General features: G+C 65.5%; 9 protein-coding genes. 4 read left to right on the top strand and 5 right to left on the bottom strand.

Features of this window, described 5'->3' with window-relative positions; genetic code table 11:
• Positions 1–67 precede the first annotated feature (67 nt).
• Complete coding sequence (locus tag BKY26_RS09090; protein ID WP_071690084.1) at positions 68–721, top strand: L,D-transpeptidase; 654 nt, start codon at positions 68–70, stop codon at positions 719–721.
• Positions 722–733: 12 nt separating this feature from the next.
• On the opposite strand, the gene BKY26_RS09095 is transcribed toward BKY26_RS09090, so the two are convergent.
• Both BKY26_RS09095 and BKY26_RS09100 read right to left on the bottom strand, forming a co-directional pair.
• On the bottom strand, positions 734–1,090 hold the full coding sequence (locus tag BKY26_RS09095) for a hypothetical protein (RefSeq protein ID WP_071690085.1): 357 nt from the start codon (positions 1,088–1,090) through the stop codon (positions 734–736).
• Between the two features lie 83 nt (positions 1,091–1,173).
• Entirely contained in the window at positions 1,174–2,100 is a 927-nt protein-coding gene (locus BKY26_RS09100) for a hydrogen peroxide-inducible genes activator (RefSeq protein WP_071690086.1), read from the bottom strand.
• A gap of 205 nt (positions 2,101–2,305) precedes the next feature.
• On the opposite strand from BKY26_RS09100, the gene katG reads away from it, so the two are divergent.
• From katG to BKY26_RS09115, 3 genes are all read left to right on the top strand, one after another.
• Positions 2,306–4,471, top strand: coding sequence for a catalase/peroxidase HPI (gene katG, locus BKY26_RS09105; RefSeq protein ID WP_071690087.1), 2,166 nt, complete (start codon positions 2,306–2,308; stop codon positions 4,469–4,471).
• Positions 4,472–4,618: 147 nt separating this feature from the next.
• Positions 4,619–6,397: an autotransporter assembly complex protein TamA gene (locus tag BKY26_RS09110; RefSeq protein ID WP_071690088.1), complete on the top strand. Its 1,779-nt coding sequence runs from the start codon at positions 4,619–4,621 to the stop codon at positions 6,395–6,397.
• Positions 6,394–9,615, top strand: coding sequence for a translocation/assembly module TamB domain-containing protein (locus BKY26_RS09115; protein ID WP_071690089.1), 3,222 nt, complete (start codon positions 6,394–6,396; stop codon positions 9,613–9,615). The genes BKY26_RS09110 and BKY26_RS09115 overlap by 4 nt, the downstream gene beginning before the upstream one ends.
• 156 nt (positions 9,616–9,771) lie before the next feature.
• Here BKY26_RS09115 and BKY26_RS09120 read toward each other — a convergent pair whose 3' ends face one another.
• The 3 genes from BKY26_RS09120 to BKY26_RS09130 all read right to left on the bottom strand — a co-directional run.
• Positions 9,772–10,110: a RidA family protein gene (locus BKY26_RS09120; RefSeq protein ID WP_071690090.1), complete on the bottom strand. Its 339-nt coding sequence runs from the start codon at positions 10,108–10,110 to the stop codon at positions 9,772–9,774.
• A 103-nt stretch (positions 10,111–10,213) separates the two neighbouring features.
• Complete coding sequence (locus tag BKY26_RS09125) at positions 10,214–11,311, bottom strand: NAD(P)/FAD-dependent oxidoreductase (RefSeq protein ID WP_071690091.1); 1,098 nt, start codon at positions 11,309–11,311, stop codon at positions 10,214–10,216.
• A 54-nt stretch (positions 11,312–11,365) separates the two neighbouring features.
• Positions 11,366–13,144: DUF6537 domain-containing protein (locus BKY26_RS09130; RefSeq protein ID WP_193600179.1), on the bottom strand; the 1,779-nt coding region annotated here is incomplete at its 5' end.

A 13,144-nucleotide genomic window follows, 5' to 3' on the forward strand; every position in this document is an offset into this window, starting at 1 on the left:
CCTATTGGACCGATGACACCCAAATTAACGGGCTGAGACCCAGACTATTTCGAATCGGAGACGCGACATGCTCAGCAGGCGCCATTTCATCATGACGACTGCCGCCCTGTTTTCGGCCCCCATTGCCGGACCGGCCCTGGCAACGCCGGCCAATTGGGATGGATGGGATGCGCTGGTCACACCCGCCAATTACGATCCTGCAGTCAGCAACCCCTGGGGGATCGAACCGCGATTTCTGCCCACGCGGGTCGAGGCGAATGCCGGTCTGACGCCGGGCGATATCCATGTGGATGCTGTGGCGCGCTATCTCTACCACATTCAGGATGACGGTACCGCGATGCGGTATGGCGTCGCCATTGGCCGCAACGATCTTTATGAGCCCGGCACCTACACGGTTGGCCGCAAGGCGCGCTGGCCGTCTTGGACGCCGACCGCGAACATGATCGCGCGGGAACCGGGCGTGTATGAGCAATATGCCGATGGCATGCCCGGCGGGCCGGAAAACCCGCTCGGCGCGCGGGCGCTTTATCTCTATGTCGGGCAGCGCGACACCTATCTGCGCATTCACGGCACACCGCAGCCCTGGTCCATCGGCCGTCGCGCCAGTTCCGGCTGCGTGCGCATGGTGATGGCCCATATCATCGGGCTTTACGACAATGTCGATGTGGGCGTGACCGCGACGCTCTACCCCGCCGATGACTGGGTCACCGCCGAAAGCTGAGCCTGTCCGACATCAGGTTCCCAGACCCGCCGCCTCTGCATCCGCGGCGGCGGCCTCTGCTGCCAGCCGTTCGGCTTCTGCGGCGGCGGCGATCTCTGCCGCCTGCTCGCTGCAAATGCGGCGCCCTTCCGTGGTGCGCAGCGGCAGGTAGGTCGTCTCAACGGGGCCGGAATAGCGATACCAGTAGCAGCCATCCTCGGGCAGGATGCGGACGGAAGACAGGCTCTGCGTCGGCTCCACCATCGCGATCAGTTCCTCCGTCACCTCAACCGGCAGTCCCGGCAGGCCATCGTCTTCCGGCACCGGCTCGGCACAGGCGGTCAGGAAGAGCAAGGCGGGCGCGACCGGAATGAACTTTGAAATCTTCACGTTAAGGTCTCCGAAAGAAATGCTGTCTGTTGGCGGAGTTTTGCACGAAGCACTGGCCCACGGCAATGCTCCTCCGGCAGGGTCTAGGTGCGCGCTGTTGCGCCAGCGGTTTGTCCGGCCAGGGTTTCCGCCGATTGGCGCACCACCTCCGCCACCTCCTGCAACTGATCGGCCAGCGGCGTTGTGTTGCGCCAGATCATGCCGATCCGCCGCGACGGGCGCGGCGCGTCGAACCGGGCCAGCGACACCGATGCCGAACGGGTTTCCACCGGCACCGCCATTTCCGGGATCAGCGTCACGCCGATCCCTGCCCCCACCATCTGCACCAGCGTGGACAGGGAACTGCCATCGAGCAATTCACGCGGCAGCGAGGAGTTCATGTTGCAAAAGGACAGCGCCTGATCGCGAAAACAGTGTCCTTCTTCCAACAGCAGAAGCCGCATCTCGCGCAGCGTTTCCGCATTGGGAACTGGCTTGTCCGCATCGGCGCTTGGGCGGACCAGAACGAAATCTTCTGAAAACAGCGGCACCTCGGTGAAGGAGGGTTCGGACACAGGCAGCGCCACGATGGCGGTATCAAGCCGCCCCTCGGCAAGTTCCTGTATCAGGCGCGGGGTCAGCGTTTCGCGCAGGCGCATGTCGAGACCGGGGTAACGGCGCGTCAGGTCGCCGATGATGGTGGGCAACAGATAGGGTGCTATGGTCGGAATGACCCCGATACGCAGCCGCCCCGTCAACCGGTCGTGCGACAGGCGAGCAAAATCCGCCAGTTCGTCCGCCCCGCGCAGGATGTCCCGCACCTTCGCCGCAACATCCTCGCCAAAGCCAGTGAGCCGCACCTGCCTTGCGTTGCGCTCGAACAGCGCCGCGCCAAGCGTTTCTTCCAGTTCCCTTATCTGCACGGACAAGGCGGGTTGAGAGATGGCGCAAGCCTCTGCCGCGCGCCCGAAATGACCGTGCTGCGCAAGCGCCTCGAAATAGCGAAGTTGCCGGAGAGTGAAGTTATCCATAGTTTAAGGTTATTGCAACAATCAGAAAATGCAACTTAAACAAATGGATTGCATTTGTTAGAACCATTCCAGAATATGCGCATCGGGAGGAGGACGCCCTGCCCTCAAGGACGCCGGAAAGCTCTGGCTGCCTTGTTTTACAGGCGTTTTCCAGGACGGCGCGCAGCCCCGGAACACACGAGCGATTCCAGAATCGGAGGAAAAGATGGACGGAAATGACATGGGCAAATGCCCGGTAATGCACGGTGCCAATACCAAGGTGGAAACCGGTGTCACCGATTGGTGGCCAAGCACGCTGAACCTCGACATTCTGCACCAGCATGACAGCAAGACCAACCCGATGGGGGCTGACTTCAGCTATCGCGACGCCGTCAAGGAGCTGGATTTCGACGCCGTCAAAGCCGATGTGAAAGCGCTGCTGCACGACAGCCAGGACTGGTGGCCGGCGGACTGGGGCCATTATGGCGGCCTGATGATCCGTCTGGCGTGGCACTCCGCTGGCTCCTACCGACTGGCCGACGGGCGCGGTGGCGGCGGTTGCGGCAATATCCGTTTCGCGCCCCTGAACAGCTGGCCCGATAACGGCAACCTCGACAAGGCCCGCCGCCTGCTGTGGCCGGTCAAGAAGAAATATGGCAACAAGATCTCCTGGGCCGACCTTATCCTGCTGGCAGGCACCATGGCCTATGAAGACATGGGCCTGAAAACCTTTGGTTTTGCCTATGGGCGCGAAGACATCTGGCACCCGGAGAAGGACGTCTACTGGGGCGCGGAAAAGGAATGGCTGGCACCGAGCGAGAACCGCTACGAAAACCTCGACGACCCCTCGACGCTGGAAAACCCGCTGGCTGCCGTGCACATGGGCCTGATCTATGTGAACCCCGAAGGCGTGAACGGCCAGCCCGACCCGATGAAGACCGCCGCGCAGGTGCGCGAAACCTTCGCTCGGATGGCCATGAATGACGAGGAAACCGCGGCGCTGACCGTTGGTGGCCACACCGTCGGCAAGGCCCATGGCAACGGCGATGCAGGCGCTCTGGGGGCCGAACCCGAAGGCGCGCCGATCGAGAACCAGGGCTTTGGCTGGATCAACCCCAACATGGGCGGCAAGGCCACCAATGCGGTGACCTCGGGCGTAGAAGGCGCATGGACGACCCACCCCACCAAGTGGGACATGGGCTATCTGGAACTGCTGTTCGGCTATGATTGGGAACTGACCAAATCGCCCGCCGGGGCCAACCAGTGGAAGCCGGTCAACGTCAAGGAAGAGCATCTGCCCGCCGATCCGACCGACCCATCGAACAAGGGTATGCTGGTCATGACCGACGCGGATATGGCGATGAAGGTCGACCCGGCCTACAACGCAATCTGCCAGAAATTCATGGCGGACCCCGCCTATTTCGACGATTGCTTTGCGCGGGCATGGTTCAAGCTGACCCACCGGGATCTTGGCCCCAACACCCGCTATGTCGGCCCCGACGCCCCGGCGGAAGAACTGATCTGGCAAGACCCGGTTCCCGCTGGCAACACCGGTTACGACGTGGATGCCGTGAAGGCCGACATCGCGGCAGCAGGGCTTTCCGTGGCCGACATGGTCGCCACCGCATGGGACAGCGCCCGCACCTTCCGCCAGTCAGACTATCGCGGCGGTGCGAACGGTGCCCGCATCCGCCTCGCCCCGCAGAAGTATTGGGAAGGCAACGAGCCTGCCCGTCTGGCAAGCGTTCTGGCCGCGCTGGAACCGATTGCCGCCAAGCATGGCGCAAGCGTTGCGGATGTGATCGTTCTGGCCGGCAATGTCGGCGTGGAACAGGCCGCCAAGGCCGCAGGCGTTGACGTCTCGGTGCCCTTCGCACCGGGTCGGGGCGATGCGACGGACGAAATGACCGATGCCGCGTCCTTCGACGTACTGGAACCGCTGGCCGATGGCTTCCGCAACTGGGTGAAGAAGGACTACGCCGTGACGCCGGAAGAGCTACTGCTCGACCGCGCGCAGCTGATGGGGCTCAGCGCCCATGAGATGACGGCGCTGATCGGTGGCATGCGGGTCATGGGCACCAACCATGGCGGGTCCGCCCACGGTGTCTTCACCGACAATGTCGGCGCACTCAGCACGGATTTCTTCGTCAACCTGACCGATATGGGCTTCAAATGGGTTCCGTCGGGCAATGGCACCTATGACATCCAGGACCGCGCCTCGGGCGACACCAGGTTCACCGCCACCCGTGTGGACCTTGTCTTCGGCTCGAACTCGATCCTGCGTGCCTATGCAGAGGTCTATGCACAGGACGACAACAAGGAGAAGTTCGTGAACGACTTCGTTGCTGCCTGGACCAAGGTCATGACCGCGGATCGCTACGATCTGGCCTGATCTGACCGGCTGACACGAATGGGCCGCGCGTCGTTATCAAGCGATGCGCGGCCTTTTTCATGGGCACGGGCGAAATGTTGCCCGTCAGGCGCAAGACCGGCGTTGTTTCCATTCAGCTTTGCCGGGCGGCCCTATAAGTTAACAGTCATGCGCTGCCTGCCGATTCTCCTGCTCTCCGCTGCCGCCCTGACCGCCACCGGTCCGGCCCGCGCGGATGTTTCGCTTCAGGTGATCGGCGCGGACAGCGGATTGCAGGAGGACCTGACCGCCGCCTCCCGCCTGATGGCCATCGAAGACCCTGCCGCGCTGCCCGCGCAGGATGTGATTGCAAACGCCCGATCCGACTATTCCCGCCTGCTGGCGGCGCTTTACGAGCGCGGTTATTTCGGCCCCGAGATCTTCATCCGTCTCGACCGGCGCGAGGCAGCCGATATCTCGCCGTTCCGCGCGCCTGCCCCCATTCAGGACGTGGTGATCACAGTCACCCCCGGCACACCCTTCCGCCTTGGCCGGGCCGAAATCGGGCCGCTGGCCCCCGGCACAGACCTGCCCGATGGGTTCGCCCCCGGCGCAACCGCAGGCACCCGCGTTCTGCGGCAAGCCGCCGAGGCAGGCATTACCGGCTGGCGCGCCGAGGGGCATGCGACCGCCGCCATCGCAAGCCAGCAGATCACCGCGCGCCACGCACATGCGGAACTGGACGCACAGATCAGCCTCGATCCCGGCCCCGTTGCCAGTTTCGGCCAGCTTTTCCCGCAAGGCCAAGACCGGATGCGGCCCGAGGCCATCGCGCGCATCGCGGGCCTTCCGACCGGCGCCCGGTTCGACCCCGAAACGCTGGACCGCGTGGCCGGGCGGTTGCGCGATACCGGTGCCTTTACATCCGTTGCGCTGACCGAAGGGACGCTCGCCCCCGACAACAGCCTGCCGATTGAGGCCGATCTGGTCGAGGCCCCCCTGCGCAGGCTCGGCTTCGGCGCGGAACTGTCCTCGACCGAGGGCGTGACGCTCTCCACCTATTGGCTGCATCGCAACCTTTTTGGCGGGGCCGAACGGCTGCGGCTGGATGGAGAAATCAGCGGGCTTGGCGGCGAAAACGGCGGCTTCGACGCGCTTGCCTCCGCTGTCTATTCCATTCCCGCAGTGCTGACCCCCGACACAAGGCTCAGCTTCGGCGTGATGCTGGAGCATCTCGACGAGGTGACTTTCACCCTCGATAGAATCGACCTGGAGGCCGGGCTGGAACACCGGTTTTCCGATACCCTCAGCGGGTCGATTTTCGCGGAACTCAGCTATGGGCAGATCACTGACGCGTTTTCGGCCCGCGATGTGACCATGCTGTCGCTGCCTGTCGGCCTGACATGGGACAGCCGCGACAACGCTTTCGACGCGCGCAGCGGCTGGTATGTCGACGCAACCCTGACCCCCTTTGCCATGGCCGAAGGGTCGGGCGGCGCGCGGTTCGCGGCCGATGCGCGCGCCTATTGGGCGTTCGGGCAGACCGGCGGCACCCGTCTGGCCGCGCGTCTGCAACTGGGCACACTGGATGGCGGTGCGATCAACACCCTTCCCCCCGACTGGCTGTTCTTTTCCGGCGGGGCCGATACCGTGCGCGGCCAAGGTTACCAGTCGCTCGGCGCGATGCAGGGCGGCGTGCTGACCGGCGGGCGCAGTTTCTTCGGCTCATCGCTGGAATTCAGGCAGGATCTTTTCGGCAATTTCGGCGCGGTGCTGTTCGCGGATACCGGCTATGTCTCCTCCGGCCCGTACTGGGACGCGGGCGGCAGTTGGCATTCCGGCGCCGGGATCGGCGTGCGCTATGACACCCCGGTGGGGCCGATCCGGCTGGATCTGGCGACGCCCGTGAGCGGCGATGGTGTGGGCGAAGACCTGTATTTCTACATCGGCATCGGACAGGCGTTTTGATCCGGGCGCTGATCATATCGCTGGCGCTGCTGATCGCCCTGCCGCTTCACGCGCAAGAGGATGACCGCGGGCGTCTTGTGCAGCTGATCGAGGGCGCGCTGTCCGATGGCAATGCCCGTCAGGTGCGGATCGAAGGCTTTCAGGGCGCGCTCAGTTCCACGGCAACGCTGGATCTGCTGACAATCTCGGATGCGGACGGCGTCTGGCTGACGATCGAGGACGCAGAGCTGACCTGGACCCGGTCGGCCCTGCTGCGGGGCGCGTTGGAAGTGGACCGCCTTGCCGCCGCGCGCATCGTGCTGGACCGTCTGCCCACGGGCGAGCCCGACCCCGCCGCACCGGAAGCAACGCCATTCGAACTGCCGGACCTGCCGGTGTCCATTGCCCTCGGGGCGCTGGCCATTGACAGGATCGAGCTTGGCGCATCGCTTCTTGGGTTCCCCGTCACCGCGACCCTTGCAGGCTCGGCCAGCCTTGCCGAAGGCACCGGCGCGGCGGAGCTGACACTTGCCCGGCTGGACGGACCAGAGGGGCGCTTTGCCCTTCGGGCGGGCTTTCAGAACCAGACCCGGCAACTGGACCTGTCGCTGGAGCTGGTGGAAGACCCCGGAGGCATCGCGGTCACGCTTCTGGGCATCCCCGACGCCCCCTCGGTCGCGATGGACATTGCCGGGACGGGGCCGCTGGACGATCTGGCGATTGACCTGACCCTGGCCACCGACGGTGAACCACGGGTCAGCGGAACGCTGGTATCCGCCCGGTCAGAGGACGGAACCGCGCAGATCACCGCCGCGCTGACCGGTGATCTGGTGCATCTGGTGCTGCCCGAATATCAGGCCTTCTTCGGATCGCGCACAGGGCTGGAGGCGGTTCTGACCCGGCCCGCTGCGGGCGGCACCGTGCTGGAAAGCTTTGCCCTGACCAGTCATTCGCTGTCGCTGGAAGGCTCTGCCGCACTCGCCGCCGACAACACGCCCCTGCGATTTCGGGTGGCGGGTCTCATCTCGGATGCCAGCGGCAGCCCCGTGCGCCTGCCGATCGCCGGTCCGCCCGTCACCCTGACCGAGGCAAACCTGACGCTCGGCTATGACCGCGCGAATGGCAACGGCTGGACCGGCGAGGCCGCGATTTCCGACCTGCGGGCCGGTGACATCGGCGTTGACCGCGCCGAACTGACCCTGTCTGGCAGCATCACCCCGCCAGATGCGGGGGACTTTGCCGTCACCGCCGATCTGCTGGCCGCGTTGGAGGGGCTGTCCCATTCCGACCCCGACCTGCAAGCCGCCATGGGCCGCGCCGCGCGCCTGTCCCTGCGCGCCGACTGGCAGAGAGGGGAGCCGCTGGACCTGACCCGGATCGCCATGACCGGCGACACAGCCACGCTGCTCGGGGCGGCCCGGTTCCGCACCGGGGACAACGCCCTTCTGGCCGAGTTGGACCTGCGCGCGGCCCTGCCCGATCTGTCTGCCTTCGCGGGGCTTGCAGGGCAGGATCTGGAAGGATCCGCGCAGATGACGCTGCTGGCAGAGGCAGACCTGTTATCCGGTGCATTCGACGCAACCGCCGATCTGACCGCACAGGATTTGCGCGCAGGCGACGCGATACCGCCTGCCCTGATCGCTGGGGCAACCCGGATCGAAACCGCCCTGCGCCGCGATGGTGAGGGGCTGCATCTGGACCGGTTCGAGCTGACCGGATCGGCCCTGTCCGCCAGTGCAGAGGGTCGGCTGTCCTCGGGCACCAGCACGCTTGCGGCAACCGCACGGCTGGCCAATGCGGGGCTGCTGACCTCGGCCATATCCGGCCCCGTGGACGCCAGCCTGACCCTGACGCGCGCCAATGACACGATGCCCTGGACCCTGTCTGGCGAGGCCAGCGGGCAAGGCGGGCTGGCAAGTGACGTGACCGGCCGGATTGGCCTGCCCGGTGGCGCGGTGGACCTTGCCCTGTCGGGCAGCCTGCCGCTGGCGCTGGCCGATCCGTTCATCACCCCGCGTTCCGTGCGCGGCACCGCGCGGTTCGACCTGACGGTCAACGGACCCCCGGCGCTCTCCTCTCTTGCTGGCACCCTGTCCACCGGCCGCGCGCGGGTGTCCCTGCCCTCTCTCGGCATGGTGCTGGAGGGGCTGGACCTGACAGCAAGCATCGCAGGCAGCCGGTTGAACCTGTCGGGCAGCAGCGGCATTCAGCCGGGTGGACGGATGGCATTCGACGGGGCGCTGGACCTGACGGCCCCCGGCCTTCCCGGACGGGTCGAGATGACACTGTCCGCCGTTCAGGTGACCGAAGAAGACCTGTTCCAGACCACGATCGACACCGCCACGATCACCGTCGATGGCACCTTGGCCGCGGGCCCCCATGTTTCTGGCCAGATCACCCTGGGTGAGACCAATGTTCTGCTGGACGATCTCAGCTTCGGCGCCTCCGAACCGATCCCCGAGATCGCCCATATCGGCGCGTCCGGCGCGCAATATGCCACCCGCGACCGGGCCGGGCTGATCGCATCGGGCAATGGTGGCAGCAGCGCGCCGGTGTCGCTGGACCTGACCATCAACGCCCCCGCACGGATCTTCCTGCGCGGGTCCGGTCTGGACGCCGAACTTGGCGGCAGCATCCGCCTTGGCGGCACCAGCGCCGCCGTCGCGCCATCGGGCCAGTTCGAGCTGATCCGCGGGCGACTGTCCTTCCTTGGCCAGCGCTTCGATATCTCCGAGGCGACGGCCAGCCTCCAGGGCGGTTTCGACCCCTACCTGCGTGTGGTCGCAGGCACCCAGACCGGTGAAATCACGGCACTGATCACCATCGAGGGTCCGGCCTCGGCCCCCGAACTGACCATCAGCTCCGTCCCCGATCTGCCGCAGGACGAAATCCTTGCCCGGCTCTTCTTTGGCCGCAGCGCGACCAGCCTGTCGCCGGTACAGGCGCTGCAACTGGTCGATGCGGTGTCCGGGGTGGCGGGCGGACAGGGGATCATCGGGGGTCTGCGTGACAGCCTGGGCGTGGACGATCTGGACCTGTCGACCGATTCCGAGGGCAATGCCAGCCTGCGCGTCGGGCGCTATATCTCGGACAATCTCTATACCGACGCAGAGATCGGCGCGAATGGCGAGGCCGAGGTTTCCCTGAACCTCGATCTCACCCCGAACATCACGGCACGCGGCGCCTTTGCAACCGATGGCGACAGCAGCATCGGCGTGTTCTTCGAGCGCGATTATTGAGGTCTTGAATGCGATCGGCCGCAGGGCGGTGGAAACGGGCCTTCGAAGGCCCGTCACAAGGCGCTTCGAAGCGCCTTTTCGCCCGACGGTATAGGGCCGAGCGCTCTTGACCGTCGAGCGTACCAGCCCGATCAGGGCAGGAGGTCGCGCAGCGCTTCAGCAGGCCGCGACAACGATGACTTCCACCAGGTATTTCGGCGCCGCAAGCTTGGCCTCGCCACAGGCGCGCACCGGGGCGTGACCCGCGGGAACCCAAGCGTCCCAGACCTCGTTCATCTCGGCGAAATCGGCCATATCCGCCAGCCAGATGATGGCTTGCAGCATCTTGTCGGTGCCGGACCCCGCCTCGGCCAGCAGCCGCTCCACCTGAGCCAGGCAATCGCGGGTCTGATCGGCCACCGTGGCACCTTCGCCAACCTGACCGGCCAGATAGACGGTGCCGTTATGCTTGACGAACTGGCTCATGCGGGTGCCGGTTTCGAAACGTTCGATCATGGGGAATGTCCTTGATGATGGGTGTTGGGTGTTGGCACCGCCACCATGGCGGGCCGACGCGTTCTGCCTGCATAGCCATGCCCCAGACGCGCGACAAGCGGGGCTAGCGTGAAAAGCGATCCTCGGAGAACGCGGCAAGGTCCGGCGCGCCACTCTTGCCCTCCAACCAGTCCGGCAGGCGCAGCGCATGGGCCGCTGCGAGCGTAATGCCGCTGTGGCAGGTGACCAGAAAGGCGCCCGGCATTGCGGCACTTTCCTGATAGATCGGTAGCCCGTCCGGCGTCATGACCCGAAGTGCCGCCCAGGACCGCACAATCTGGGCCTTTGCCAGCGCCGGGACCGTCTCGACCGCCCGCGCCGCCAGCCGCGCCATCGCCCCTTGAGAGGAGCGGTCATCGAAGCCCACCTCCTCGTTCGTGGCCCCGATCTGAATCCCGCCCTCCTCCACCTGGCGCAGATCGACCGTGGGACGGTTGAGCAGTTTCGGCAGTTTCTCGGTGATCAGGATCTGCCCCCGCTGTGGCCGGACGGGGGCCAGAAACCCCAGCATCGGCCCAAGCGTTGCGGCCCCAAGCCCCGCTGCCAGCACGACCTTGCCCGCCTCCACCGTTTCGCCATCCGCACAGGTCATGCGGAACCCATCGGGCCGGTCCACCGCCACCACCTGCTTTCCGGTCAGCACCCGCCCGCCGAGGCGACGGAAATCATCTGCCAGCGCGCGCAGCAGCAGCAGCGGGCTGGTATGGCCATCCTCGCCATGCAGGATCGCGCCAACGGCCTTGGGACCGATCGCCGGTTCTTCACGGCGCAGCGCATTGCCCCTCAGAATCTCATAGGGGTAGTCGCCCCCAAGCCGCGCTTTCAGGCCCTCATAGGCGGCAGCGGTCCGGGCCATTTCGGCTTCATCGAAGAATACCTCGTAGCCGCCATCCTGCCTGAGCCAGAGATCGCGCCCCGTGCCCTCGCCCAACTCTGCCGCGAAGGCGGCCCACAGCGCCGCGGAGCTTCTCGTCCACTCCGCATAGCGCGGCGCATGCATGCCCTTGCCCTGCACCCAGATCAGCCCGAAATTGCCCCGGCTGGCGCGGAAATCCCCGTCGCTGCCGTCCAGTACGACCACCCGCAAGCCGCGCCGTTGCAACCCCCAGGCCACGGACAACCCGACGACCCCGCCGCCGATGATCGCATAATCCGCCTGCATTCCGTGCCCCTTCTCCTGCCCCCCATGAGCGTCAGGCAGGCCGGCGAAGTCAAGTCAGCGCAGGCCCTCGGGCATCCCGGCGCGCACCTTTATGGCCGCGTCCTCTCGCACCGGGCCATAGCCGCGGATCTCCATCGGGGCGGACAGCAGATCAAGCGCCGTCTCGGGGTCATGGTGGCTTTCCACATGCGTCAGGACGCGTTCGAACCACGTAAGCAAATCCCTGTCCAGGCGCCGATCCGCACTGAAGCGGAAGGGATCGGCCCAGGTGCCGCGCACCCCTCGCAGCTTGGCCAGAGTTTTGAACACCGGCCGCACCCAGGGACCGAACCCGCGCTTGACGGGGCGCCCCCGATCATCCCGGCGAAACGACAGGAGTGGCGGAGCAAGGTGATGGACAACGCGGAAATCGCCCTCGAACTGCTCGGCCAGTTCCTGATCGAAACCGGTCTGGGTAAAGAGCCGGGCGACCTCGTATTCATCCTTGATCGCCATCAGCTTGAACAGCGATCTCGCAGCCGCTGCCACGACCTCCTCCCCGGCCTCCGGCACAGCCTTGCGAAAGGCGGCGATCCGGTCGGTGAAGCGGCGGGCATAGGCTTCGTTCTGATAGGCGGTAAGAAAGTCGGCGCGGGTGGCAATCATCTCGTCCAGTGTCTCGGCCTTCGGCGTCGTGCCACCCAGATACGGTTCCAGCACCTCAGGCCGCGCCGCCATCACCCGACCCAGATCGAAGGCCATTGCGTTCCTGTCGACCGCCACGCCGTTGAGCAGGATGGCCTGTTTCAAAGCAACTTCGCTGACCGGCACCAGCCCTTGCTGATAGGCCGCGCCAAGCAGCATGATATTAGCGAAGACACTGTCCCCCATCAGGTTTTCCGCCGCCCGATTGGCGTCGAAGGCCATCACCTCCTCGCCCACGGTGGCCCGGATCAGCGCCTCGCGTTCGGCTATCTTCAATTGCGCGTCCCGGTGCAGCACCAGATCACCGGTTGGCATCTCGGCCAGGTTCAGCACCACGCGCGTGCCCTGCCGGTAATGCACGGATGCCTTGGGAGACGAACACACAACCGCGTCGCAGCCGATGACCGCATCCGCCGATCCGCGTTCAATGCGCATCTGGTTTATGGATTCGGGGCTTTCCCCAATCCGCACATAGCCCAGAACCGTGCCGAATTTCTGCGCGAAGCCGGTGAAGTCCAGCACGCTGGCCCCCTTGCCTTCCAGATGGGCGGCCATGGTGATCAGCGCCCCAACGGTCACGACGCCGGTGCCGCCAACGCCCGCGACCAGCAGATCGAAGGGGCGGGACAGGTCGGGCGCGTCCGGCACCGGCAGCCCGGCTTTCAACGCCTCAAGGTCCAGCGCCACCGGCGCGGGTTTGCGCCGCGCACCGCCTTCCACCGTTACAAAGCTGGGGCAGAACCCGTTCAAACAGGAAAAATCCTTGTTGCAGCTGGACAGGTTCACTTGGCGCTTGCGGCCGAAGACGGTCTCACGCGGCTCGATCGACAGGCAATTCGATTCAACTGAACAATCGCCACAGCCCTCACAGACAAGCGGGTTGATATAGGCAAAGCGCTTGGGGTCCTCAGCCTTGCCCCGCTTGCGACGGCGGCGCTTTTCGGTCGCGCAGGTCTGTTCATATAGAAGAACTGAGACGCCCTTCACCTGCCGCAATTCCCGCTGCACGGGCATCAGATCCGCCCGGTCGTGAAAGCTGGTATGCGCGGGGAAGTCGCTGCGCCGGAATTTGCCGATATTGTCCGACACCACCGCGATCCGGTCCACCCCTTCGGCCCGGCAGGCCTGAGCCACCGCGGCGGGGCTGAC

The sequence above is a fragment of the Nioella sediminis genome, assembly GCF_001879695.1.
GTDB lineage: Bacteria > Pseudomonadota > Alphaproteobacteria > Rhodobacterales > Rhodobacteraceae > Nioella > Nioella sediminis.